Here is a 24,784-nt window from a genome sequence, read left to right as displayed (position 1 = left end):
CCGGGCGCGGCTCAGGGGTGTCGCTCAATACACCCCGGGCTCGCCCGCAGGCCGGTTCTTGAAGCGGCGGTGCACCCACAGGTACTGGGCCGGCCGCTCGCGGATGCGGGCCTCCAGCCAGCGGTTCATCGCGGTGGCCGCAAGCACCGGGTCGGGGTCGTCCATGCCGGGCGGGCTGGCCATCACATGGGCCACATAACCCTGCCCCCCGGGCAGCATCTCCATCACGATGGGCTGGATGCGCAGGCCCATGCTGCGGGCCATGCGGCCAGGCGACAGCAAGGTGCTGGCCGGCACACCGAAAAAGGGCACGAAGGCCGCGTCCTTCAGGCCGAAGTCCTGGTCGGGGGCGTTGACGAAGCCAGCGCCCTGCTGCTGGATGGCCCGCATCACCGGGCGAATGCCTGAGGCGCGGTCGACCAGAATGGCATGGCCGAAGCGCGCCCGCGACTTGAGCAGGAAGGCATCAAACACCGGGTTGCTCTGGCGCTGGTAGATGTCGACGCCGGGCTTGCTCTGGTTGAGCATCAGCGCCGGGCCGACGATCTCCAGGCCCACGAAATGCGGCAGCAGCCACATCACGCCCCAGCCTTCCCGGCCGGCCTGGGTGATGTCGCCGTCGATGCGGATCAGTCGGCGGAGACGGCCGGCTGAAGCAAACAGCAGCACGCTGCGCTCCAGCAGGCTGCGGCTGAGCCAGTCGAAATGCTCACGCCCCAGCGCCAGGCGCTGCGCTTCGGTCAACTCCGGAAAGCAAAGGCGGAGGTTGGTCATGGCCACGTGCCGGCGCGAGCGCGCCACCCGCCACAGCACCGCGCCCAAGCCGCGGCCAAGCGCCGCCAGCAGCGGCAGTGGCAACCAGTGCAGGCACCACATCAGGCCGATGGCCGCCCAGGCGCCCACACGCGCCCACACGCCCACCTTCACGCAGCCTCCTCGGGCGGCGGGCCGCTGTAGCCGTGTGGCGGCTTGTAGCGGTTGTAGGCCCACAGGTACTGCTCGGGCTTCTGGCGGATGAGCGATTCCATTGCGGCATTCACCGCGCGCGCGCCAGCCACGTCATCGGGCTCGGTGGGCAGCGGCTGGTTCATGGGTTCGAAGTGCAGCGCGAACCCGGCGCTGCCCGGCAGACGCTCGCACCAGCACAGCAGCACGGTGGCGCCGGTTTGCTGGGCCAGGCGCGCGGCCAGCGTCATGGTGTAGGCCGTGCGGCCGAAAAACGGCGCCCACACGCCCTGGCCATCTGGCGGCACCTGGTCGGGCAGCAGCCCCAGGGTTTCGCCCTTGCGCAGGGCGCGCAGCAACTGGCGCACGCCAGAGAGGCTGGCAGGTGCGGCGCTCATGCCGGGTGCTTCACGGGCGGTGGTCTGGATCTCGGCCAGCCGCGGGTTGCGCGACGGCTTGTAGAGCACGGTGATGGGCTGGCGCGCACCGAATTCTTCCGCGTAGCCGCGGGCAGCCATCTCGAAGAAGCCGAGGTGGGGCGTCAGCAGGATCAGGCCCTTGCCGTGGTCGAGCGCCTGCGCGACCAGCTCGCGGCCCGTCCAGCGCACCAGCGGCGCGAGTGGCCGCGAGGCGTCACGGAACCACAGCCAGGGCACTTCGGCGGCCGTGCGGCCGGCCTCTGACACCGCACGGCGCTGCTGCTCGGGCGTGAGCCCGGCCAGCGTGGCGTTGAGCGCCAGACGGCGGCGGTAGGTGGGCGACAGGCCCCAGGCGAGCCAGCCCAGCCCGGCGCCCAAAAAGCGCACCAGCGGCAAGGGCCAACGTGATATCCAGCGCAGCAACAGCTTCATGCTTCAGATAAGATTCGATTCATCGCCGAGTTAACAGGACAACTTGCGGGGCGATGCAGGGGGTTATTCACCGATCCTGCCGGGCTGATTTCGCATGAAATCGACCTGACAAATGCCGCTAAAGCGTTCGCCGCTCATTTTGGTTGCCGAGCAGGACGACGCCTCAGTGTCAGTGCAACCAGTGAGAACAACATGGCGAACGATTATCTCTTTACCTCCGAGTCCGTCTCGGAAGGTCACCCCGACAAGGTTGCGGACCAGATCTCCGACGCGATCCTCGACGCGATCTTCGCGCAGGATCCGCTGTCACGCGTGGCCGCTGAAACCCTGACCAACACCGGTCTGGTGGTGCTGGCCGGTGAAATCACCACGCAAGCCAACGTCGACTACATCCAGGTCGCCCGCGACACCATCAAGCGCATCGGCTACGACAACACCGAATACGGCATCGACTACAAGGGCTGCGCCGTGCTCGTGGCCTACGACAAGCAATCGAACGACATCGCCCAGGGCGTGGACCGCGCGTCCGACGACTACCTGAACATCGGCGCTGGCGACCAGGGCCTGATGTTCGGCTACGCCTGCGACGAGACGCCGGAGCTGATGCCCGCGCCGATCTACTACGCCCACCGCCTGGTGGAGCGCCAGGCGCAGCTGCGCAAGGACGGCCGCCTGCCCTTCCTTCGCCCGGACGCCAAGAGCCAGGTGACGATGCGCTACGTCGACGGCAAGCCGCACTCGATCGACACCGTGGTGCTGTCGACCCAGCACAGCCCCGACCAGAGCGAAACCTCGACCAAGATGAAGGCCTCGTTCACCGAAGCCATCATCGAAGAGATCATCAAGCCGGTGCTGCCGAAGGAATGGCTGCAGGACACCAAGTACCTGATCAACCCGACCGGCCGTTTTGTCATTGGCGGCCCGCAAGGTGACTGTGGCCTGACCGGCCGCAAGATCATCGTCGACACCTACGGCGGCGCCTGCCCGCACGGCGGTGGCGCGTTCTCGGGCAAGGACCCCACCAAGGTGGACCGCTCGGCCGCCTACGCCGCACGCTACGTGGCCAAGAACATCGTGGCCGCCGGCCTGGCGCGCCAGTGCCAGATCCAGGTGGCGTACGCCATCGGCGTGGCCCGCCCGATGAACGTGACCGTCTACACCGAAGGCACGGGCGTCATCCCCGACGAGAAGATTGCCGAGCTGGTGCAGGCGCACTTCGACCTGCGTCCGAAGGGCATCATCCAGATGCTGGACCTGCTGCGCCCGATCTACTCCAAGACCGCCGCCTACGGCCACTTCGGCCGCGAAGAGCCGGAATTCACCTGGGAAAGAACCGACAAGGCCGCGGCACTTCGGGCCGCAGCTGGGCTGTAAGACAGGGGTGGCGCCCAGGTCCGCCTTGCGGGCGTGGGTGCAACACCAAACAAAAGGGCGGCCTCTCGGGCCGCCCTTTTTCATTCACGCCGGCCGGTCGTCAGAACAGCTCGCTCCAGAGCTTGACCACCGTGCTCTCGAACGTGCCGTCACCGTTGGCATCCAGCGACTGGCGCACTTGAGTGGCGCTCACCGCCTCGAGCTTCACGGCCGAGCCCGTGGAACCTTCCACCAGCACGGTGCCCGACGACGGGTAATCGTCAGCAGCCAGCGTCTGCACCGCCACCGGCGTGCTGACCTTGACTGACTTGCCGCCAAAGTCGCTGCTGCTGAAGGTGCCCGACAGGGTCTGCTGGGTGCGGGTGCTGTTGGCGTCCACCGTGGCCACCAGGCCCTGCGCGCTGTAGCTGTGGCTGCTGCCCTTGGCCGTGACGCCCACCGTCAGCGCGTCGCTGCGCACGGTCACCAGCGTGGCGCTGCTGCGCGCGGCCGTCAGGCTGCCGTTGATGGCAGTCGACATGCCGGACGCGGCATCTGAAGCCGAGAAGTTGCTGAAGCTCAGGCCCAGCGTCAGGTTGGTCAGGCTGGTGAACTGGTTCAGCGTCAGGGTGAAGGCGCCGCTGAGTGAGGAGCCGGCGTCCTGCACGCAATTCGCTGCGGAGATGCTGATGGACTCGCCCACCGCATCAAACGCGCCATTGCCGTTCCTGTCGTCGAAGTTCACCGTCATCGAGCCGCTGACGGCGCAATTCACCGTGGCAGAAGCCGCGATATGGCTGCGGCCCTGGGCCAGCGCGTGCGCGGCCAGCGACTGGGCGCGGCGCGTCTGCAGATCGACGATGCCGTTGACGCCGGACGTGCCAAAAACACCGTTGTCGGCCGTGCCGGCCATCTCGCTGGTGATCATGCCGGCGACGCCCGCACGGGCAGCCGAGGTGGCGTTGTCAGACGTGATGGCCAGCTGGGTGCTGGACGAGCCGCCGCTGTCACCACCACCGCCACCGCAGGCGGCCAGCATGGCCGCGCTGGCCAGGGCCAGCAGCGAGGGGCGAAGGAAGGACACGCGCATGAAACGTGAACCAGTCATGTGGACTCCGTGAATATTTGTAGGCCCGAAGTTTAGCCACGGTCATCAGGCGATGTCGGAGTTTGAGCTTCATCAATCAGAGGGGACAAAGCGCGCTGCAGCACCGCCAGGCAGCCCCGGGCTGCGGTTGAATGGGTGATGGTCACCACACGCCTCTCACCAAGCCTCGCCCCACGGCGAGCCACCCGACCGCGTCATGCGCGCGCAGCCCTGGCCCTGGCCGCCATCTGCCTGCTGGCCCCCGCCCTTGGCAATGCGGCTGGTCCAGTGCCAACAGCACCCACCGACACCCTGTCGTCAGCCACCGTGCAACGCGTGGTGCAGATCTGCGCCAGCTGCCACGGCGAAGATGGCCGCAGCCTGCGACCGGAGTTTCCGGTGCTGGCGGGCCAGCGTTCCAACTACATCCAGCGCCAGCTGAAGGCCTTGCGCAGCGAGGAGCGCTTCGAGGTGCACCGCAGCGGCGACATGCAGGCCGTGGCAGGCTGGCTGGACGACGCAGCCATTCGCAGCCTGGGGGACTATTTCGAGCGGCAGATTCCGCTGTCCGGCCGGCCCTCAGGTGCCTCGGCCGACGTGCTGGCGGAGGGCCAGCGCCTGTTCATCAAGGGACAGCCGGAGCGCGGGGTGCGCGCCTGTGCCTCGTGCCACGGCGATGCGGCCGAGGGTGCCGCGAGCTTCCCGCGCCTGGCCGGGCAACATGCGCCCTACCTGCTGCAGCAACTGCAGGCCTTCCAGGCCCGCCAGCGGCCGCACGGCATCCTGATGGAGCAGGAAACGGCACCGATGAGCCCGGCCCAGCTGCAGGCCGTGGCGGCCTGGCTGCAAACCCGCTGAGTTGCGGCGCTGAGCGAGGGGCTGCAGGCCCGCCGGGCATGAAAAAAGCGCCGGGCTCTCGCCGGGCGCTTGATGTTGGCAGCGAAGCCCCTGACCTGCAGGGGCTCGGCGCAGGCATCAGCTGGTCGTGTTGCCTTGATTGCCGCCTTGGTTGCCATCTTGGCCACCACCGCCGCCTTCGCGACGCGGCGGACGACGATCACCGCGCGGCGCGGCGCGTTCGCCGTCCGGACGCGGGCCACGCGGGCCGGCTTGGCGCGCACCGTCAGGACGACCACCGCGCGGGCCCTGGCCTCGCGGTGCATCACCACGCGGGCGATCGCCACGAGGGGCGCCGCGGCCGTCACCGCGACCATCCCGACGATCACCTCGGCCCGGTTCCGGGCGGCGTGCAGCCCACTCGGCTGCTTCCACGCGGGCAGCAGCCAGCAGGTTGTCGAGGTCGGCATCGGCCACGCCCTTGAGGGCGCAGAAGTTGGCGCGGGTCAGCGTGGTCTGCTCGAAGTCGCGCAGCAGCTGGATGCGTTGGCGACGGGCTTCGTCTTCCGCGGCACGGCGCTCTTCATTGATGGCACGACGGCGCTTGAGTTCTTCAGCCGCCGCGGCGCGGTGCTCTTCGCTCAGCTCGCCTGCCGGCTGACCGGTCAGATCAAAACGCTTGGTGGCGCGCGACAGCGAGGCCAGATAAGCCGTGCTGCCCGTGTGGCGGTGCAGGAAGATGGACAGGGCCTTCTTCGTGAACACGCCGGGCGCGGCTTCCTGGATGTCGGCCTGGATGCGCAGCTTCAGGGGCTTGGGCGAATCACCGAACAGCGCCGGGAAACGCTTCTTCAGCTCACGCGCGCAGGCAGCGGGCGACATGCCGGGCGCAGCAGCGGCAGCAGGCGCAGCGCCGGTGGCCGGTGCGTCGTCGGAAGCATCGCTGTCGGCAACGTCGTTGCCAACGTCATTGGCAACATCGGCGTCATTGCCAACGTCATTGACAACATCGCCATCCGCCGCAGCGTCTGCCGCGTCGGCAGACGCCGCATCAGCATCCACCACGGCCGGCGCTGCGATCGCGTCAGCAGACGTCACCGCTTCAGCCACCACGGGGGTAGCGTCCGGAACGTCAGCCGGGATCAGGTTTTCAGCGGCCGGCGCCGCGTTTTCGGTCGAAGACGACATGCAATTCAAGGAGCGAGGAAAAGCGCGATTGTGCCCCGCCCCGCCCGCTTGCGCCTGTCGCCCTTTGATCAGGCTGTGTGCGGTTTGACCTTGGAGGCCGCCAGCTTGGCCTGGACACGGGCTTTTTCGACGTCCGCGTCGTGAACCAGCGCCACGCCCATGCGGCGCTTGACGAAGCTTTCCGGCTTGCCGAACAGGCGCACTTCGCTGTTGGGCACACGCAGCGCTTCATCCACGCCCGAGAAGGCGATGCCGGTGGCATCCACCCCGCCGTAGATCACGGCGCTGGCGCCCGGGCTCTTCAGCGCGGTGTTGACCGGCAGGCCGAGGATGGCGCGGGCATGCAGCTCGAACTCGTTCTGCCACTGCGTGATCATGGTGACCATGCCGGTGTCGTGCGGGCGCGGGCTGACTTCACTGAACCAGACCTGGTCGCCCTTGACGAACAGCTCGACGCCGAACAGGCCCTGGCCCCCGAGGTTGTCGGTCACGGCCTTGGCCACGCGGCGCGATTCGGCCAGCGCCACCGGGCTCATCGGGTGCGGCTGCCAGCTCTCCACGTAATCGCCGCTGACCTGCACATGGCCGATCGGGTCGCAGAACTGGGTTTCCACCGCACCGTCGGCACCCAGGGCGCGCACGGTGAGCTGGGTGATTTCGTAGTCGAAGTCGATGAAGCCTTCCACGATGATGCGGCCCGGGCCGACACGGCCACCGGCCATGGCGTAGTCCCAGGCCACCTTCACGTCGGCCGGGCCGTCGATCTTGCTCTGGCCCTTGCCCGAGCTGCTCATCACCGGCTTGACCACGCAGGGGTAGCCGATGCCGCCGTCGATGGCGGCCTGCAGCTCTTCCAGCGAATCGCAGAACTTGTACGGGCTGGTCGGCAGGCCGAGGGTTTCAGCGGCCAGGCGACGGATACCTTCGCGGTCCATCGTCAGGCGGGCGGCGCGGGCCGTGGGGATGCAGCGGATCAGGCCCTCGGCCTCCATCGCTTCGAGCACCGGGGTGGCGATGGCTTCGATCTCGGGCACCACCAGATCGGGCTTCTCGGCTTCGAGCAGGGCGCGCAGTTGCGCGGGGTCGCTCATGGTGATGGTGCGCGCGTGGTGGGCCACCTGCTGGCCGGGCGCGTTGTCGTAACGGTCAACCGCGATGGTTTCGACGCCCAGGCGCTGAAGTGCGATCAGCACTTCCTTGCCCAGCTCGCCGGAGCCCAGCAACATCACACGGGTAGCGGACGGCGACAGGGGGGTGCCAAGAGTGGTCATGGTGTTCATGGAAGGTAGGCCGGAGAGGCCCGGATTGTCACCCGGCAGCGGCGCGGCATGATGCCGGGATGCCTGCACCTCAGCCGCACATTGCCGACCTGCGCCGCCATGCGGTGGCGCGCAGCCTGCTGCCCCCCACCACGCTCAAGCGCGTGATCCAGCGACTCGGCTTCGTGCAGGCCGACCCCATCCGGGCACCAGCGCGCGCGCAAGACCTGACGCTGCGCCACCGCGTCAGCGACTACCGCGCCGGCGATCTGGAAGCGCTGTACCCGCGCCTGGGCGTGGAGGAAGACTGCCTGGTGAACTACGGCTTCTTGACCCGCACCGTGCTGCCGCTGCTGCACCCACGCACCGCCCGCCGGGCCTGGGACGCCACCACGCGCGCCCAGGCCGACGAGGTGCTGGCCTTCGTGCGGGCCCGGGGCCCGACGCATCCAAAAGACGTGCAGGCCGCCTTCAACCACGGCACGGTGAAAGGCTACTGGGGTGCCGACCTGAACGCCAGCACGCACCTGCTCGACGGCATGCATTACCGCGGAATGCTGCGGGTGTCGCACCGGGTGTCGGGCACCCGCGTCTATGAGGCGGTGGCGCATCCGGAGGTTGACGATAGCCCCGACGCCCGCGCCGCACGGGCCGACGCGCTGGTGGCCCTGATCCTGGCCAAGTACGCGCCCCTGCCCGCCCGCAGCTTCAGCTACCTGGTGCAGCTGCTCGGCTACGGCGCACCGCACCTGAAAGTCGAATGCCGTGCTGCACTGGCGCGCGCCCGGCGCACCTTGCCCACCGTGCAGATAGACGGGGTGGACTGGTACTGGCCCGAAGGCGAAAACCCGCGCGCCAAGCGCTGGGCCGTGGGAGACGAGGTGCGCCTGCTGGCGCCGTTCGACCCGGTGGTCTGGGACCGCGGCCGCTTCGAGCTGCTCTGGGGCTGGCCTTACCGGCTGGAGGCCTACACACCCGCGCCGAAGCGGCTATACGGCCACTACGCCTTGCCGCTGCTGTGGCGCGACGCGGTGGTGGGCTGGGCCAATGTCGGCGTGAAGGCGGGCGGGCTGACGGTGGAGCTGGGCTATGTGGCCGGGCAGGCACCGGCCGACGCGGCTTATGCGGCGGCGCTGGACGACGAGCTGCAGCGCATGAGCACTTTCCTCGGCCTGTGATGCCGGCAGGCTCGGCGCCGGTCAGCTCACCGCAGCGGGCGCCTCCGTGATGGCAGCGCGGTGCGCCAGGGCACTGACCGGCGCGGGCCGGCCCAGCAGGTAGCCCTGCAATTCGTCGCAGCCCAGCAGGCAGAGCGCCTGCATCTGCCCTTCGGTTTCAACGCCCTCGGCGTTCACGCGCAGGTCGAGCGCATGGGCCAGGCTGATGATGGCCCGCACGATGACGCGCACCTTGGCGTCGTGCTCGATGCTCTGGGTGAAGGCGCGGTCGATCTTCAGCTTGTGGAAGGGAAAGCGCCACAGGTAGGCCAGGCTGGAGTAGCCGGTGCCGAAGTCGTCCATGGCGATGCGCACCCCGGTCGCGGCGAGCGCGCGCAACATGCCCACCACCGCCTCGGGCGAGCTGATCAGCAGGCTTTCGGTCACCTCCACCTCCAGCCGGTGGGCGCTCAAGCCGGTGTCGTGCAATGCCTGCTGCACCAGCGACACCAGATCGCCATGCCGGAACTGCGCCGCCGACAGATTGACCGCCACCGTCAAGTGGCCCGGCCAGGTCGCGGCTTCCGCGCAGGCGGTGCGCAACACCCAGCTGCCCAGGGCCTCGATCAGCCCGGCATCTTCAGCGAGTGGAATGAACTCGGCCGGCGAAATGGGGCCGCGCACCGGGTGATGCCAGCGGGCCAGGGCCTCGTAGCCGGTCAGCGTTTTTCCGCCAGCCTCAAACAAGGGCTGGTAGTTCAGCGACAACTCACCGGCCGTGATGGCCCGGGCCAGATCCCGGGTCAGGTCACGCCGCTGCTGCAGGCGCTCGTCCAGACCGGCGTCGTAGAAGCTGAAGGTGCCGCGGCCATCGGATTTGGCGCGGAACAGGGCCAGATCCGCCTTGTGCATCAGGCCGTCGACATCGGTGGCGTCCACGCCCCACAGGGCCGCGCCGACACTGGCACCCAGCGTCAGTGGCTCAGTCTGGAGCACGAAGGGACGCGCCAGTTCGTCCACCACCCGCAGGGCCAGTTGCGCCACGTCGTGCGCGTCGGCCACGTTGGTTTGCAGGATCGCAAATTCATCGCTGCCCAGCCGGGCCACCTGGTCGCCGTGGCGAACCAGCGCGCGCAGGCGGCGGCCCACCTCGCTCAGCACCTGGTCACCGGCCTCCAGGCCCTGCGTGTCATTGACCTGCTTGAAGTGGTCGAGGTTGATGCACAGCACGGCGAAGCCCTGGCCTGCCGTCGCCGCCTTGTCTTGCAGCTTCCCCTGCAGCTTCACCTGCAACCTCAGCGCATCGTGAAAGCTGACGCGGTTCAACGTGCCGCACAGCGGGTCGTGCAGGGCCAGGTAGCGCACGCGCTCCTCGGCCTCCCACTGCGCCAGGTTGCGGCGGTGCCAGTGCCAGGCTGCCAGGCCGCCCAGCAGCAGCAAGGCCGCCAGCACGGTGGCGCTGACCTGGGCAAAGGCGTTCCGGATCAGGTGGGCGCGACGTTGCTGATCGACATAGACCTCGACCACGCCGAGCACGCGCCCGTCCTGCACCAGCGGCACCAGTGTTTCGCTGAACACGGCTGGTGCAGTCACGCCATCACCATGCCGCAGGTCAACGGCAGGCGCAGCCAGCCGGGCGACGGCCAGCACGTCTGCCTCGATCTCGCTGGAAGGGGGTGGCACAGGCAGCCCCGGCGCAGGCAAGGCCGTGGAGGACAGCAGCATGCGGCCATCCGGCAGGAACACCTTGAAGCGGTCCACCTCGTGGAAACCGCGGAATTCACGCAGGTGTTGCAGGGTGTCTTCGCTGACGCCCCGACTGTCCAGCGCATCGTCCAGGCCAGGCACGGCCCGGAGCACCACCTCGGCCCAGTCCAGCGAGGAAGCCCGGGCCTCCTCGGCCAGCAGGTGGTCGGCAGCCAGGTGCGGCACCCACCAGGCCGCAGCCGCAGCCAGGCCCACCCCGGCCAGGGTGGCCATCAGCAAAGGCAATCGTCGGTAGGGCTTGGGTGGGGGCGTCATGGGGCCGGGGCGCATCAAGCCCCATGACCCCTATCGGCTGATTGCCGTCACCGTTTAGCCGTGCGCCAGCAGGCGCTGCGCCATTTCCGCAAATCCTTCGCCACGTTCAGCCTGCGTCACCCACGCCGGCAGGTGCTGCAGCTGCGGCACGAAGCGGGCGATGTTGGCCACGCCCACCGACAGCGGGATGTGCTGGAACATCAGCTGGTCGTTGGTGGAGTCGCCCACGTACAGCCACTCGGCCGCATCAAACGCATGGCCGAGCAGGGCCGGCACGGCCCAGGCGGCGGCCGTGAGCTTGCTGTGCTGGCCTATCCAGCCGTTGATGTGGATGGAGCTGACCGTGGCGGTCAGGCCATGGGCGCGCATGAGCGCCACCACCGCGTCGATCTGCTCGGGCGGCAGGTGGGTGAACTCGCTGTGGTCGATGGCGATGTCGGTCAGGCGGCCTGCGCTGTCCTCGGCCATCCTGGCGCCGGGCACCGTGGCCACGATGGCTGCGGCACAGGCCTGCAGCCGGGCGAAGTTGGCCTGGCGGGTGGGCTCGTCCTGGGTGAAGCTGATGGCCAGATCCGGCCCAGCGCCTGATCGCCGCAGCATCACCGCGCCGTTTTCGGCCACGATGGCGCGCACCGGCCAGCTGCGGGCGAAGGGCTCGCTCCAGCCCGCCGGGCGGCCGGTGATGGCGATCACCGGAATGCCGGCGTCAGCAAGCAGCTGCAAGGCCTCCAGCGCGGAGGGTTCGATGGCGCCATCACGCGTCAAGGTGTCGTCGATGTCGGTGAGCACGCCCCGCACCGGCGCCAGGAGGGCGTCATCGATGGAGGACCAGGCTCGCATTGGCTGCGGGGTCATGGCAAAAGTGTCCCACATGGCCCGGCGGCGAACGAGGCTTGACCGGCATCAAGGCCGACCGTCACGAAAGTTTCATGATGGCTGCCAGACCTCAGCACGGAGATTGACGCATGCCTTCGCCCAACCCCAAAGCCACCGCCAAACGCCCCCACGCCGACCCTGCCGCGCTACCGCGCCTGGTGGTAGAGGGCGATGTGTCTGGCGCCCGCAGTGCCAGCGGCCGCCGCGCCGTGGTGGTGAAGAACGCCACCGAGCGTGCCCGCAGCGTGCAGGCAGAAGTGATGACCGGGCTGCTGAATCAACCGCATTCGCCGGACGACGCTGAATGGCTGAGCCAGGTGCAGGCGCTGCTGCAGGGCGCATCGCCTGATGACGTGAAGGCGCTGCGCCAGGCGCTGGCCCACCCTGCGGCCAAACCCACCGGCATCGACCCCGACCTGGAGCTGGCGCCGGGTTGGCGCGAGGGCGCCTACCCCTACCGCAACCTGCTGTCGCGCAAGCGCTATGAGCAACAGAAGTACCAGCTGCAGGTGGAACTGCTCAAGCTGCAGGCCTGGGTGAAGGACACCGGCCAGCGGGTCGTCATCCTGTTCGAGGGGCGGGACGCCGCCGGCAAGGGCGGCACCATCAAACGCTTCATGGAGCACCTGAACCCGCGCGGCGCCCGCGTGGTGGCGCTTGAAAAACCGAGCGAGGTGGAGCGCGGCCAGTGGTACTTCCAGCGCTACATCGCGCACCTGCCGACACGCGGCGAGATCGTGCTGTTTGATCGCAGCTGGTACAACCGCGCCGGCGTCGAGCGCGTCATGGGTTTCTGCTCGGACGCGGAAGTGGAGCAGTTCATGCGCGAGGCGCCCGAGTTCGAGCGACACCTCGCGCGCTCCGGCATCCACCTCTTCAAGTTCTGGTTCTCGGTCAGCCAGGAAGAGCAGCGCCGCCGCTTCAAGGAGCGCAAGCTCCATCCGCTCAAACAGTGGAAGCTCAGCCCGATCGACATGGCCAGCCTCGACAAGTGGGACGACTACACCCGCGCCAAGGAGGCCATGTTCCTGCATACCGACACGCCCGATGCGCCGTGGACGGTGATCAAGTCGAACTGCAAGAAGCGCGCGCGGCTGAACGCCATGCGCTACGTGCTGCACCGCCTGCCCTACACGCAGAAAGAGGTGAAGGCGCTGGGGCCGGTCGATCCGCTGATCGTCGGTCGCCCCTCGCTCGTGGGGCATGGCGGCGATGACCATCTGGCGGGGGCTTCTGGCGGGGCTGCGGCCCGGGCCGGAACAGACGCCGCCGGCTGATGCCCGCCAACTAGCCTGCTTCCCTGCCTGTTTTGTCACGACCGGCCGCAAGCAGGCTTGCGGACCCGCTGATAAACTTGCGGCTTCCTGATCCGAGGAGCGTTGCAAGGACTGGCGCCGACACCGTTTTGTGTCGAGTTGCGCAGGCCCCAGGCTCGGACCATTCAATTGCAACCGCGCTCACCCGCACCGTTGGTGTCGTGGGTGAGCCGTGCCCGAGAGGGCCACTCAGCACGTCATCAATCGCCGCGGGCTTTTTGTCCGACCTCCGGAGAACATTGATGAACGCTGCTACCCGCCCCGCCCAACTGCTGAGCCCCGACCAATACGTCATCGCCGATCTGGCGCTGGCCGCCTGGGGCCGCAAGGAATTGAAGATCGCCGAGACCGAAATGCCCGGTCTGATGGCCATCCGCGACGAGTTCGCCGCCAGCCAGCCGCTCAAGGGCGCGCGCATCACCGGCTCGCTGCACATGACGATCCAGACCGGCGTGCTGGTTGAAACGCTGCAAGCCCTGGGCGCCGAAGTGCGCTGGGCTTCCTGCAACATCTTCTCGACGCAAGACCACGCCGCTGCCGCCCTGGTGGAACGTGGCACCCCGGTGTTCGCCTACAAGGGCGAAACGCTGAAGGACTACTGGGACTACACCCACCGCATCTTTGAATTCGGCGCTGCCGGCACGCCGGGCGAAGGCCCGAACATGATCCTGGACGACGGCGGCGATGCCACGCTGCTGATGCACCTGGGCCAGCGCGCCGAGAAGGACCTGTCGGTCATCGCCAACCCGACCAGCGAAGAAGAAACCGAGCTGTTCGCCGCGATCAAGGCCAAGCTGGCTGTTGACTCGACCTGGTACACCCGCAAGGCGCGCGAGATCATCGGCGTGACCGAAGAGACCACCACGGGCGTGCTGCGCCTGAACGAAATGGCGGCCGCCGGCAAGCTGCAGTTCCGCGCCATCAACGTCAACGACTCGGTCACCAAGAGCAAGTTCGACAACCTGTATGGCTGCCGCGAATCGCTGGTCGATTCGATCAAGCGCGCCACCGACGTGATGATCGCCGGCAAGGTCGCCGTGGTCGCTGGTTACGGCGACGTGGGCAAGGGCTCGGCCCAGGCCCTGCGCGCCCTCAGCGCCCAGGTGTGGGTGACCGAGATCGACCCGATCAACGCCCTGCAGGCCGCGATGGAAGGATTCAAGGTCGTGACGATGGAATACGCGGCCGACAAGGCCGACATCTTCGTCTCGGCCACCGGCAACAAGAACGTGATCCGTTACGAGCACATGGCCGCGATGAAGGACGAAGCCATCGTCTGCAACATCGGCCACTTCGACAACGAGATTGACGTCGCTTCGCTGGCTGCCTGCCAGTGGGACGAGATCAAGCCGCAGGTCGATCACGTCATCTTCCCCGACGGCAAGAAGATCATCCTGCTGGCCAAGGGCCGCCTGGTGAACCTGGGCTGCGCCACGGGCCACCCGAGCTTCGTGATGTCGTCGAGCTTCGCCAACCAGACCATCGCCCAGATCGAGCTGTTCTGCCACCAGGACCGCTACGAAGCCGGCAAGGTCTACGTGCTGCCCAAGCACCTGGACGAGAAGGTCGCCCGCCTGCACCTGAAGAAGGTCGGCGTGATGCTGACCGAACTCACCGACGAGCAGGCCGCCTACATCGGCGTTTCGAAGAGCGGCCCGTACAAGGCCGACACGTACCGCTACTGATGCGCGCGGACCAGCTTCTTGTCCAGCAGGGCCTCGCGCCCTCGCGTTCGGCCGCCCAGCGACTGATTGAGCACGGCGGCGTGCGCTGGCTCGGCCCGAAGGGCTGGACCGTGCCGCGCAAGGCCGGTGAAGACTTGCCGGAAGGCTGCCAGTTCGAACTGGTGGACGACGCCGAGTTGCGCTGGGCCTCGCGCGGTGGCCTGAAGCTGGAAGGTGTGCTGCGCGACGCCGGTCTGGCCTTGCAGGGCGGCCTCGCGTTGGACGTCGGGCAGAGCACCGGTGGCTTCACCGATGTGCTGCTGTCCGCCGGCTGCCGCCAGGTGGTGGGCGTGGACGTGGGCCACGGCCAGCTGCATCCGCGGCTGGCCGCCGACCCGCGGGTGGTGGCGCTGGAAGGCGTCAATGCCCGCAGCCTCAGCCCCGAGGTGCTGGGCGAGGCCTGGCAGGCCCCGGGCTTCGACCTGATCACCGGCGACTTGTCATTCATCTCGCTCAGCCTGGTGCTGCCGGCACTGGCGCCGCTGCTGGCCCCGGGCGGCCATGTGCTGATGCTGGTCAAGCCGCAGTTCGAGTTGCAGCCTGCCGACATCGGCAAGGGCGGCTTGGTGAAGCACGCCAGCGCCTTTGCGCGGGTGGAGACACGCCTGCGTGAGACCTGCGTGGCTTGCGGCCTGACCGTGCTGAACTGGCGCGACAGCCCGGTGACGGGTGGTGACGGCAACCGCGAATTTTTCATACTGGCGCAGCGGGCTTCGGCCCCGGTTGCGCCCTGAAGAGACTCCCCATGAGTGTTTCCGACGACTTCCAGCTGAGCCTGGAGTTCTTCCCCCCGAAGACGCCTGAAGGCGTGACCAAGCTCGCCGCCGTGCGCAGCGAGCTGTACGCGCTGAAGCCGGCGTTCTGCTCGGTGACCTACGGTGCGGGCGGCTCGACGCAGGACGGCACGCTGCAGACCGTGCAGTCCATCCTGAGCGAAGGCCATGCCGGTGCGCCGCACTTCAGCTGCATCGGCGCTGATGCCGCCACCATCCGCGAGCGGCTTGCGGAATTCAAGGCCATCGGCGTGAAGCGCATCGTGGCGCTGCGCGGCGATCTGCCCAGCGGCTACGGCGGCTTCGGCGAGTTCCGCTACGCGAGCGACCTCGTGGCCTTCATCCGCGCCGAGACCGGCGACCACTTCCACATTGAAGTGGCGGCCTACCCGGAGATGCATCCGCAGGCGCGCTCGCCCCAGGCGGACCTGCAGGCCTATGCCACCAAGGTGAAGGCCGGCGCTGACTCGGCGATCACCCAGTTCTTCTTCAACTCGGACGCGTACTTCCGCTTCGTGGATGACGCCTACGCGCTGGGCGCTGACATCCCGGTGGTGCCCGGCATCATGCCGATCACCAATGCCAGCGGCATCCTGCGCTTTGCCGACAGCTGCGGCGCCGATGTGCCGCGCTGGATCCGTCTGCGCCTGCAAAGCTTCGGCGACGACAGCGCCAGCATCAAGGCATTTGGCCTGGATGTGGTGACCGACCTGTGCGACCAGCTGCGCACCGCCGGCGTGCCGGGCCTGCACTTCTACTCGATGAACCAGAGCGCCACGGTGCTCGAAATCTGCCGCCGCCTGAACGGCTGACCGGCAGCAGCCGTCGATGTGGTGCGCGCGCATCAGCGCCGCGCACCACCTCTGACGCACATCAAGGCTGCCCTTGCTGGCAAGCCTGAACCCGGGCCCGCTTGCGCCCACACAAGTTGACGATGCGCCCTCCGCGGTGCAATGCATTCAGACCCCAAGGTCCCGAATTCATTGCAACCTAGAAGGAGTTTTCCATGCGCAAGCAACTGATCGCCCTGGCCGCCATCGCAGCCGCCACCCTGCCCCAGATCGCCGCCGCCCAGGACACGGGCAGCTGGCTCGTTCGCGGCCGCGCCGCGCATCTGCAGTCGGCCAACACCAACAGCGCTGACCTGAAGACCACGCTGACCGCCGTGGTGGGCTCGCCGGTCGAGGCATCGATCAACGACAAGTGGATCCCCGAGCTGGACATCAGCTATTTCTTCACGCCGAACATCGCGGCCGAGCTGATCCTGACCTACCCGCAGAAGCAGACCCTGTCGGTTGGCGGCGGCAAGATCGGCAGCTTCAAGCACCTGCCCCCGACCCTGACGGCGCAGTACCACTTCACCGGCCTGGAGGGCTTCCGCCCGTACGTGGGTGTGGGCGTGAACTACACCAACATCTCTGATGTGCAGTGGGAATCGGGCGTGTCGGCCCTGAACCTGAACCTCAAGCGCAACAGCGTTGGCCTGGCCGCACAAGTCGGCGTGGACGTGCCGGTGGGTGGCGGCTGGCTGCTGAACTTCGACGTGAAGAAGGTCCAGATCAAGACCGACGTGCTGTCGAACGAAACCAAGATCGGCACCTTCAAGGTCGATCCGCTGCTGGTCAGCGTGGGCTTCGGCAAGCGCTTCTGAGCGTGGCCTGATTCAGCCAAGGGCGGCCTGCGGGCCGCCCTTTTTCATGGTCGCTCAGAGCACCCCGCGCTGCCAGGACACGCCTTCTTCCGTCAGCAAGGCGTCGAGCGGCACGTCATGCGGCTCGCCTTCCAGCCAGGGCACGTAGCCGTGGGAGTAGGCCAACCCGGCGGTGGCCGGCAGCGGGTCAAGCGCTGCCAGCGTGCGGTCATAGAAGCCGCCGCCATAGCCCAGGCGCACACCGCCCGGGCCAAAGCCCACGCAAGGCACCAGCAGCAGCTCGGGGTGAAAGGCCTCGGTGTCTTTCGGCTTCGGGATGCCGTAGGCGTCTTCTTCCATCGGGCAACCGGGGTACCAGACATGGAAGGTCAGCTGCTTGGTCTCCCGGTTCATCACCGGCAGACCGATGCGGCGGTCTTCGTGGCCTTCGGCCCAGCGGTACAGCGCGGGCAGTGCGTCGAACTCGCCCTTGATGGGCCAGTAGGCGCCAATCGTCTTTTCCGGGCGGCTGATGAGCCACACCATCAGCACTTCCTGCAGGTGGGCGGCGCGCTGGTGGCGATCCAGCAGGCTCAGTCGTTCCGCCTGCAGTTGCTTGCGCAACACACTTTTGTCGCGAGAGGGTTCGAGATTCAGCTTGAACGGCAGGGTCATGGGATCAGTTCCTGACAACTTGCAACAGCCTTTGATTGTGCGGGCGTTGGGTGGCTGTCCCGGCGTCACGACGGGCATGAGGGGTCAAGTTTCTGCAGAACCATTTACGACTAACACGCATTTCAGGCCAAAGAAAATTACAGCGTTGCCAAAAATGGAACAGTGAATTGCTGAGTGGCGAATTTATCTGGGGTAAACCCGAGCCTACAGTCCTTTCCGTGTGCAGTGGTCCCTCCGGACAACTGCTGCATCTGACAGATAAAAAGGACTTCACATGAACTTCCGTCTCGTTCCCCTCTCCCTGGCCCTGGCTTCGCTGGGTTCCGCCGCGATGGCTCAATCTTCGGTGACCGTGTATGGCCGCGTCGACCTGTCGGTCGCTCAGCAAGCCAACAAGGTTGCCAACAAGGAAGTGCGCAACGGCTCCGGCAGCCGTCTGGGCTTCCGTGGTGTGGAAGACCTGGGTGGCGGTCTGCAAGCCGTGTTCCAGATCGAACACCGCTTCAACGCCGATGAAGGCACCCAGACCGCAGCTACCCGCTTCTGGGACGGCAAGGCCATCGTCGGCCTGCAAAGCGCCTACGGCCGTGTCGTGCTGGGCCGCGAAGAAAACCCGGCTTACACCTACAGCCAGAACGTGGCTGACCCGTTCGGCACCGACACCGTTGCTTCGAACGCCCTGATCGTGCAAGGCAAGGCTGCCATCGCCGACATCTCGACCCGTTACAGCAACTCGGTGACCTACAGCTACGCCGCCAACGGCCTGGCTTTCGGCGCACAGATCGCTGAAACCGACGCCAACGCAGGTTCGGGCGCCAAGCGTCCGTACAGCCTGGGTGGCTCGTACACCACCGGCCCGCTGAGCGTGGGTGTTGGCTTCGAGAACCCGTCGAACACGAAGGACCGCTGGGCCACCGTGAACGGTTCGTACGACTTCGGCATCGCCAAGGTCGGCGCTTTCTTCGGTGACGGCAAGAACGCCGCTGACCAGAAGATCCAGTCGTTCCTGGTGAGCGCAGTGGCACCGGTGGGCAATGGCGCCTTCCGTGGCAGCTACGGCGAACTGAAGAACAAGGCGACGGCTGTTGACGCCACCCTGGTCAAGCAAGCTGCTGTCGGCTACCAGTACTTCCTGTCGAAGCGCACCACCGTGTACGCCGACGTGCTGGAATTTGGCGGCACCCAGCGTGTTGCCGGCACCAAGAAGGTCGGCTACGACCTGGGCCTGAAGCACAACTTCTGATTTCCCTGCCGGGAAAGCCCGGCCCGCTGTCTGCAACTCGGCGGGTCGGGATCATCGTCTGACGGTGTGGTCGCGCGTGGGGACGCGTGACATCACATGCCGGCACACGAGAGCGTTGGGCGCCTTCCGCATGGAAGGCGCCCTTTTTTTCGCCTGCGCCTCAACACATGTCGGCGCACACCGCCGTTAGAGTGCCGGCATGAGCGAATCGCTGCTGAGCTGGTCGAGGGAGTTGCTGGGGGCGCTGGGGCCGGTGCGCAGCCGCCGCATGTTCGGCGGGCACGGCCTGTATGTCGACGAGGTCTTCGTGGCCCTGATCGCCGGCGGCACGCTCTACCTGAAGGTGGACGACACCACGCGCGGCCGGTTCGTCGACGCGGGCTGCCAGCCTTTTGTCTACGCAAAGGCGGGCGGCCAGCAGGGCGTGATGAGTTACTTCAACGCGCCCGAAGAGGCCATGGAATCGCCCGAGCAGATGCTGCCCTGGGCGCGGCTGGCCATGTGGTCGGCCTTGCGGGCCAAGGCCGCCAAGGCCTGAGCGCCTACCCGCGCAGCCGCAGCCACCAGGTTCAAGCCGGTGTGGCGTGCCGTGCCCAGGGGGCCGGTGGCGCAACGGGCAGCCGGTGCCGCCACCCACACCAGGCGGCTGGCCTCAGCACCCTCCCAGGGGCCCATCGTCAGCCGCGTGCCGGCGCTCACCACCAGGGTGTGGCCGGGCGTCAGCTGATGGTCGTCGAGCTCACCATCGCGCGTCACCCATGACGCACCGCGGCAGCCCACCAGCCAGCCATCGGACGGCGCCGTCCAGCGGCGGACGTGATCGAGATCGTGTTCCATGCCTTGCTCCCCATGGGTCCATCCCATGCATGGAGCGAATGATGAAGAAATATCCTCACTCTGACGAATGAAAACGGCGAGGCGGATTGATAAGCTTCACGCATGAATCGCCTGCCCCGCCGCCCTCTTTCGCTGGACGCCCTGCGGGCGTTCGAAGCCGTCTCGCGCCGCCTGAGTTTCAGTGGCGCAGCCGACGAGCTGCACCTGACCCAGCCCGCCATCAGCCGCCAGATCAAGGGGCTGGAGGAAGAGCTGGGCGCACCGCTGTTCCACCGCGCCACCCGCAAGGTCGAGCTGACCGCCGCCGGCCGAGTGCTGCAGCGCACCGTGGAGCCTGCGCTGGCCCGCATCGACGCCACCGTGCGCCAGATCCGCATGACCCGCAGCCGCGCCATGGTCAGCGTGACCACCTTCCCGTCGTTCGCCTCGCTCTGGCTGATGCCGCGGCTGCCGCTGTTCGAGCGCACCCATGCGGATGCCGACATCCGCATCGCCGCCTCCGACCGCTTCGCTGAACTCGACGACATCGAGCTGGATGTGGCCCTGCGCCACTGCCGCCCGGCCACCGCCCCGGCCCATGCGCAGCGCCTGTTCGGCGAGGTGCTGACACCCGTCATCGGCACCCGCCTGGCTGACGCCATCGCCCGGGGTGAAGCGCCGCCACTGCGCCAGCCGACCGACCTGGCGCTGCACACACTGCTGGAGATGGATGACGACAGCCAGCACGCCGATGAGCTGGGCTGGCCGGCCTGGCTGAGCGCCCAGCAGATGGCGGGCATGGCGCCGCGCCGCTGGATCACGATGAACTACACCCACCAGCAGATGCAGGCGGCCCTGGCTGGCCAAGGCGTGGCCCTGGCGCGGCTGGCCATGGTGCATGACGTGCTGGAGCGGGGCGACCTGGTCGAGCCCTTCGGCCCGGAAGGCCGGCGCTGGTCGCCGTGGTGCTACTGGCTGGTGCCGCTGGCCGGCGGCAGCGACGACGCCCGCCCGGAAGTGCAGGCCTTCAACCGCTGGGTGCTGGCCCAGGCGGCCGCAACCCGGCAGGCCATCGGCGACGTGGAAGACAGCGACAGCGCGGCCCACGCGGATTGATCATTCATGCCGCGCACGCATGGCGAGGATGCACACAACGCACCCACGGCCACACCCCGCAGGGCTAGCATCCGGATCCTCAACTCAACGGATGTCGGAGCGTGTGATGGAACTGTGGATCGGCAACAGGAATTATTCGTCGTGGTCGATGCGGCCCGGGGTGCTGGTCAACCACTTCCAGTTGCCGGTGGCGCAGCGCCTGGTGCGCTTCGACAGCTTCGAGGCGAACTCCGCCTTCAAGCAGACCCTCCGCGGCGTCAGCCCGACTGGCAAGGTGCCGGTGCTGCTGGATGGCGCGCTGGCGGTGTGGGACACGCTGGCCATTGCCGAAACGCTGGCTGAGCGCTTTCCGGAACACAACATCTGGCCGCGTGACGCGGCGCGCCGGGCCCGTGCCCGCTCGCTGTGCGCCGAGATGCACAGCGGCTTCACCCAGCTGCGCAGCCACTGCGCCATGAACATCGAGGCTTCGCTGGCCGATGTGGGCGCGCGCCTGCTGCGCGAGCACGCCGGCATCCAGGCCGACCTGAACCGCCTGCAAGCCATGTGGGCCGACGCCCTGCGCGACAGCGGCGGGCCCTTCCTGTTCGGCGACTTCAGCAACGCCGATGCCTACTTCGCGCCGGTGGTCAGCCGCATCCGCACCTACGGTTTGCCGGTAGACGCCAGCGTGCGGCCGTGGATGGACGCCGTCTGGGCCAGCCCCGGCGTGCAGGCCTGGGTGACCGAGGCGCTGGCCGAAGCCGATTTCCTCGACTTCGAAGAGCCTTACCGCACCCAGCGTTGACACGTTGACGTGGCCTGCCGCACCCGGGGAAAACCCGGGCTGCGGTACAGTGGCCGGGCCATGCTTTCTGCCCTGATCCACGCCCTTCTTCTTCGCCGCAGTCGCCCCCGCCACCCACGCCCGCTGCGGCCCCTCCACGGGCTGGCCCTGTGGGTCGGTTTGGCCCTGCTGGCTGGCACCGGCGCGGCCTCGGCGCAGGCCACAGACACCTCGGCGGTGCAGCCCTCCGCCGGTGTTGACCCGCTGATCCGTGATGCCCGCGAAGCCTTTGTGCGCCGCGACCGCTCTCGGCTTGCCGCCTTCCGCATCGCGGCCATCGACAGCCGCCACCCGCTGGCGCCCTGGGTCGATTACTGGGACCTCACCAGCCGGCTGAACGAGGCCACCGCCGACGAGGTGGAAGCCTTCTACGCCCGCTGGCCCGCCAGCTATGTGGAAGACCGCCTGCGCAACGACTGGCTGCTGGAGCTGGGCCGCCGCCGCGACTGGGCCGCCTTCTCGCGTGATCTGCCGCGCTTCCGCATGAACGACGACCGGCAGGTGCATTGCTACGCGGTGCTGGTCGACCACCTCGCCGGCAAGCCGGTGCTGGACGCCGCACGCCGCGTCTGGATGGCCCAGCGCGAACCCGATGATGCTTGCCTGTTGATGGGCCGCACGCTGTTCGAGGCCAAGGTGTTCAGCGCCGACGACATCTGGCGCCGGGTGCGTCTGGGCGTCGAGAACAACCGTGTGAAGCTGGCCCGCCAGAGCGCCGCGCTGCTGGGTGATCCGGTCGACAAGGCGCTGGTGGAGTTGCTGGACAAGCCCACCCGCTACCTGCTCACCAAGGCCTCGTCGCTGACCCACCACCGGAGTGAGCTGGCCTCGCTGGCCGTGGCCCGTGTGGCCGCCAGTGACACGGATGCTGCAGCCAACCTGCTGCAGGAACGCTGGGCCGCCATCCTGGGCGCGGAACATGCGGCCTGGGCCTGGTCACAGGTGGCCAAGCAAGGCGCGCTGCAACTGCGGCCTGACGCGCTGGGCTGGACCCGCAATGCGTTTGAGGCCCTGCCCAAACGCCAGACCAATACGCCCGACTGGAGCGACGACACGCTGGGCTGGCTGGCCCGAAGCGCCCTGCGCAACGGCCAGGGCAGCGAGCGCTGGATCTGGACGCTGCGCAGCATCGAAGCCATGAGCGCCACTGAGCGCGCCGACCCGGCCTGGGCGTACTGGCGCGCCCGCGGCGTGCTGGGCATGGCGCCCGCCGCCGAGGCGGGCGAAGCCGCGCGCAATGAGGCCCGGCGCCTGCTGCAAGGCATCGCCTCGCCACTGAACTTCTACGGGCAGCTGGCTGCCGAGGAATTGGGCAATGTCGCGCCCCTGCCCGGCCGCCCGGTGAGCCCCACGGGCGCCGAGCAAGCCGCCGCGCGCAACCACGCCGGCCTGCAGCGTGCGCTGCTCGCCATCGGCATGGGGCTGCGCAGCGAAGGCGTGCGCGAATGGAATTTTTCGCTCATCGGCATGAGCGACCGTGAGCTGATCGCCGCGGCCCAACTGGCGTGTGATCGGGAAGTGTGGGACCGCTGCATCAACAGCGCCGACCGCACCCGCGCCGAGATCGACCTGACCCTGCGCTACCCCACCCCGCTGCGCCGTGAGCTGCTGGCCAAGGCCGGTGACATCGGTCTGGACCCGGCCTATGTGTACGGGCTGATCCGGCAGGAGTCGCGCTTCATCGTCGACGCCCGCTCGAACGTGGGCGCTTCCGGCCTGATGCAGGTGATGCCGGCCACCGCGAAGTGGACCGCCAGGAAGATCGGCCTGACCAGCTTCCGCCCCGAGATGATCACCGAGCGCGACACCAACCTGCGCATCGGCACCGCTTACCTGAAGCTGGTGCTGGACGACCTGGGCGGCTCGCAGGCCATGGCCGCGGCTGCCTACAACGCCGGCCCGGGCCGGCCGCGCCGCTGGCGTGAAGGCCCGGTGGTGGAAGCCGCCATCTGGGCCGAGAACATCCCGTTCAACGAGACCCGCGACTACGTCAAGAAGGTGCTCTCGAACGCCACGATTTATGCCGGCCTGCTGAGTGGCAAGCCGGCCTCGCTGAAGGCGCGCCTGGGTGCGCCGATCGGCCCGCGGGAGGCCACGGCCGCCCCGGCCAACGACGATTTGCCTTGAAGGTGGAGCCATGCAACGCGTGCTGATTCTGGGAGGGTCCGGCTTTGTCGGCCGCGCCCTGTGCGAGAGACTGGTGCAGGACTACGGCAGTGGCGGCCCGCGCCTGGTGGTGCCCACGCGGCGCCGCAGCCATGCCCAGGCCGTGCAGCTGCTGCCGCTGGTGGATGTGGTGGAAGCCAATGTGCATGACGACGCAGCGCTTGATCAGCTGCTGGCGGGCTGCGACGCCGTGGTGAACCTGGTGGCCATCCTGCACGGCAGCGAAGCCGCCTTCGAGGCCACCCATGTGCAGCTGCCCCAGCGCCTGGCCGCGGCCTGCGTGCGCCAGGGTGTGCGTCGGCTGGTGCATGTGAGCGCGCTGGGCGTGTCCGCCGATGCGCCGTCGCGCTACCTGCGCAGCAAGGCGCGTGGCGAAGCCGTGCTGAAGGCCGCACCGCTCGACCTGACGCTGCTCCGCCCGTCGGTGATCTTCGGTGCTCAAGACCGCTTCCTGAACCTGTTTGCGCAACTGCAGGCCCTGGCGCCCGTGGTGCCGCTGGCCGGCGCCAGCGCCCGCTTCCAGCCGGTGTGGGTGGACGACGTGGCCGAAGCCATCGCCCACTGTCTGGCCAACCCGGCCACGGCAGGCCAGACCTATGAATGCGCCGGCCCCGATGTGTTGACGCTGGCCGACCTGGTGCGGCTGGCCGGCCGGCTGTCGGGCCATGAGCGGCCCATCGTGCCGCTGCCGGGCCCGCTGGCCCAGGTGCAGGCGATGATGATGGAGCTGGCCCCGGGCGAACCGCTGATGAGCCGCGACAACCTCGCCTCGATGACCGTGCCCAATGTGGCCACGGGCCTGCTGCCTGGCCTGGCTGCGCTGGGCATCACGCCGGCCGCGCTGGCCGCCATCGGCCCGTCCTACCTGGCCCCGCACCAGGCCTGTGCCCGGCTGGATGCCTGGCGGGCCCTGCACCGGTGACG

Annotated in this window: 23 protein-coding genes and 1 riboswitch; of the genes, 14 read left to right on the top strand and 9 right to left on the bottom strand. The window is 68.0% G+C overall.

Going from position 1 to position 24,784, the window contains the following annotated elements:
• Window positions 1-24 precede the first annotated feature (24 nt).
• Complete coding sequence (locus tag AACH00_RS00295) at window positions 25-927, bottom strand: LpxL/LpxP family acyltransferase (protein WP_341396938.1); 903 nt, start codon at window positions 925-927, stop codon at window positions 25-27.
• Window positions 924-1,796 carry a lysophospholipid acyltransferase family protein gene (locus tag AACH00_RS00290; RefSeq protein ID WP_341396937.1) on the bottom strand — a complete coding sequence of 291 codons (873 nt, stop codon included), beginning with the start codon at window positions 1,794-1,796 and terminating at the stop codon, window positions 924-926. The genes AACH00_RS00295 and AACH00_RS00290 overlap by 4 nt, the downstream gene beginning before the upstream one ends.
• 192 nt (window positions 1,797-1,988) lie before the next feature.
• On the opposite strand from AACH00_RS00290, the gene metK reads away from it, so the two are divergent.
• Window positions 1,989-3,170, top strand: coding sequence for a methionine adenosyltransferase (gene metK, locus AACH00_RS00285; RefSeq protein ID WP_341396936.1), 1,182 nt, complete (start codon window positions 1,989-1,991; stop codon window positions 3,168-3,170).
• Between the two features lie 100 nt (window positions 3,171-3,270).
• Here metK and AACH00_RS00280 read toward each other — a convergent pair whose 3' ends face one another.
• Complete coding sequence (locus AACH00_RS00280) at window positions 3,271-4,257, bottom strand: hypothetical protein (RefSeq protein ID WP_341396935.1); 987 nt, start codon at window positions 4,255-4,257, stop codon at window positions 3,271-3,273.
• A gap of 138 nt (window positions 4,258-4,395) precedes the next feature.
• Between AACH00_RS00280 and AACH00_RS00275 the strand changes: the two genes are divergently transcribed.
• Entirely contained in the window at window positions 4,396-5,094 is a 699-nt protein-coding gene (locus AACH00_RS00275) for a c-type cytochrome (RefSeq protein WP_341396934.1), read from the top strand.
• Window positions 5,095-5,211: 117 nt separating this feature from the next.
• Here AACH00_RS00275 and AACH00_RS00270 read toward each other — a convergent pair whose 3' ends face one another.
• Window positions 5,212-6,261 carry a ProQ/FINO family protein gene (locus AACH00_RS00270; protein ID WP_341396933.1) on the bottom strand — a complete coding sequence of 350 codons (1,050 nt, stop codon included), beginning with the start codon at window positions 6,259-6,261 and terminating at the stop codon, window positions 5,212-5,214.
• A 68-nt stretch (window positions 6,262-6,329) separates the two neighbouring features.
• Window positions 6,330-7,532 (bottom strand): formate-dependent phosphoribosylglycinamide formyltransferase, encoded by a 1,203-nt coding sequence (gene purT / locus AACH00_RS00265; protein WP_341396932.1) that lies wholly within the window; start codon window positions 7,530-7,532, stop codon window positions 6,330-6,332.
• 68 nt (window positions 7,533-7,600) lie between these two features.
• Here purT and AACH00_RS00260 point away from each other — a divergent pair, with 68 nt between their 5' ends.
• The gene (locus AACH00_RS00260) at window positions 7,601-8,698 is read left to right on the top strand and encodes a DNA glycosylase AlkZ-like family protein (protein ID WP_341396931.1); all 1,098 of its coding nucleotides are present in this window, start codon (window positions 7,601-7,603) and stop codon (window positions 8,696-8,698) included.
• A gap of 21 nt (window positions 8,699-8,719) precedes the next feature.
• On the opposite strand, the gene AACH00_RS00255 is transcribed toward AACH00_RS00260, so the two are convergent.
• Window positions 8,720-10,699 (bottom strand): putative bifunctional diguanylate cyclase/phosphodiesterase, encoded by a 1,980-nt coding sequence (locus AACH00_RS00255; RefSeq protein WP_341396930.1) that lies wholly within the window; start codon window positions 10,697-10,699, stop codon window positions 8,720-8,722.
• Window positions 10,700-10,753: 54 nt separating this feature from the next.
• Window positions 10,754-11,554, bottom strand: a complete 801-nt coding sequence (locus AACH00_RS00250) for an HAD family hydrolase (RefSeq protein ID WP_341396929.1) — start codon at window positions 11,552-11,554, stop codon at window positions 10,754-10,756.
• 110 nt (window positions 11,555-11,664) lie between these two features.
• On the opposite strand from AACH00_RS00250, the gene ppk2 reads away from it, so the two are divergent.
• The 5 genes from ppk2 to AACH00_RS00225 all read left to right on the top strand — a co-directional run bounded on the left by ppk2 (window position 11,665) and on the right by AACH00_RS00225 (window position 17,039).
• Window positions 11,665-12,852, top strand: a complete 1,188-nt coding sequence (ppk2, locus tag AACH00_RS00245) for a polyphosphate kinase 2 (protein WP_341396928.1) — start codon at window positions 11,665-11,667, stop codon at window positions 12,850-12,852.
• 88 nt (window positions 12,853-12,940) lie between these two features.
• Window positions 12,941-13,041, top strand: a riboswitch (S-adenosyl-L-homocysteine riboswitch).
• A gap of 92 nt (window positions 13,042-13,133) precedes the next feature.
• Entirely contained in the window at window positions 13,134-14,576 is a 1,443-nt protein-coding gene (gene ahcY, locus AACH00_RS00240) for an adenosylhomocysteinase (protein WP_341396927.1), read from the top strand.
• Window positions 14,576-15,349, top strand: coding sequence for a TlyA family RNA methyltransferase (locus AACH00_RS00235; protein WP_341396926.1), 774 nt, complete (start codon window positions 14,576-14,578; stop codon window positions 15,347-15,349). Before ahcY ends, AACH00_RS00235 begins: the two co-directional genes overlap by 1 nt.
• A gap of 11 nt (window positions 15,350-15,360) precedes the next feature.
• Complete coding sequence (gene metF, locus AACH00_RS00230; RefSeq protein ID WP_341396925.1) at window positions 15,361-16,200, top strand: methylenetetrahydrofolate reductase [NAD(P)H]; 840 nt, start codon at window positions 15,361-15,363, stop codon at window positions 16,198-16,200.
• 194 nt (window positions 16,201-16,394) lie between these two features.
• Entirely contained in the window at window positions 16,395-17,039 is a 645-nt protein-coding gene (locus AACH00_RS00225; RefSeq protein ID WP_341396924.1) for an OmpW/AlkL family protein, read from the top strand.
• A gap of 54 nt (window positions 17,040-17,093) precedes the next feature.
• Here the strand turns inward: AACH00_RS00225 and AACH00_RS00220 are convergent, their stop codons facing one another.
• Window positions 17,094-17,693, bottom strand: coding sequence for a 5-formyltetrahydrofolate cyclo-ligase (locus AACH00_RS00220; protein WP_341396923.1), 600 nt, complete (start codon window positions 17,691-17,693; stop codon window positions 17,094-17,096).
• Between the two features lie 274 nt (window positions 17,694-17,967).
• On the opposite strand from AACH00_RS00220, the gene AACH00_RS00215 reads away from it, so the two are divergent.
• Both AACH00_RS00215 and AACH00_RS00210 read left to right on the top strand, forming a co-directional pair.
• Window positions 17,968-18,936, top strand: a complete 969-nt coding sequence (locus AACH00_RS00215; protein WP_341396922.1) for a porin — start codon at window positions 17,968-17,970, stop codon at window positions 18,934-18,936.
• 199 nt (window positions 18,937-19,135) lie between these two features.
• The gene (locus AACH00_RS00210; protein WP_341396921.1) at window positions 19,136-19,474 is read left to right on the top strand and encodes a TfoX/Sxy family protein; all 339 of its coding nucleotides are present in this window, start codon (window positions 19,136-19,138) and stop codon (window positions 19,472-19,474) included.
• Here AACH00_RS00210 and AACH00_RS00205 read toward each other — a convergent pair.
• Window positions 19,369-19,773 carry a DUF2917 domain-containing protein gene (locus AACH00_RS00205; RefSeq protein WP_341396920.1) on the bottom strand — a complete coding sequence of 135 codons (405 nt, stop codon included), beginning with the start codon at window positions 19,771-19,773 and terminating at the stop codon, window positions 19,369-19,371. The genes AACH00_RS00210 and AACH00_RS00205 overlap by 106 nt on opposite strands.
• Before the next feature lie 102 nt (window positions 19,774-19,875).
• On the opposite strand from AACH00_RS00205, the gene AACH00_RS00200 reads away from it, so the two are divergent.
• From AACH00_RS00200 to AACH00_RS00185, 4 genes are all read left to right on the top strand, one after another.
• On the top strand, window positions 19,876-20,868 hold the full coding sequence (locus tag AACH00_RS00200; protein ID WP_341396919.1) for a LysR family transcriptional regulator: 993 nt from the start codon (window positions 19,876-19,878) through the stop codon (window positions 20,866-20,868).
• Between the two features lie 103 nt (window positions 20,869-20,971).
• Complete coding sequence (locus AACH00_RS00195) at window positions 20,972-21,655, top strand: glutathione S-transferase (protein WP_341397454.1); 684 nt, start codon at window positions 20,972-20,974, stop codon at window positions 21,653-21,655.
• Window positions 21,656-21,715: 60 nt separating this feature from the next.
• Window positions 21,716-23,821 (top strand): lytic transglycosylase domain-containing protein, encoded by a 2,106-nt coding sequence (locus AACH00_RS00190; RefSeq protein WP_341396918.1) that lies wholly within the window; start codon window positions 21,716-21,718, stop codon window positions 23,819-23,821.
• 10 nt (window positions 23,822-23,831) lie between these two features.
• Window positions 23,832-24,782 carry a complex I NDUFA9 subunit family protein gene (locus AACH00_RS00185; RefSeq protein WP_341396917.1) on the top strand — a complete coding sequence of 317 codons (951 nt, stop codon included), beginning with the start codon at window positions 23,832-23,834 and terminating at the stop codon, window positions 24,780-24,782.
• Window positions 24,783-24,784 lie beyond the last annotated feature (2 nt).

The sequence above is a fragment of the Ideonella margarita genome, from assembly GCF_038066635.1.
Taxonomy (GTDB): domain Bacteria; phylum Pseudomonadota; class Gammaproteobacteria; order Burkholderiales; family Burkholderiaceae_C; genus Ideonella; species Ideonella margarita.
This window is presented reverse-complemented; position numbering and strand designations above follow the sequence as displayed.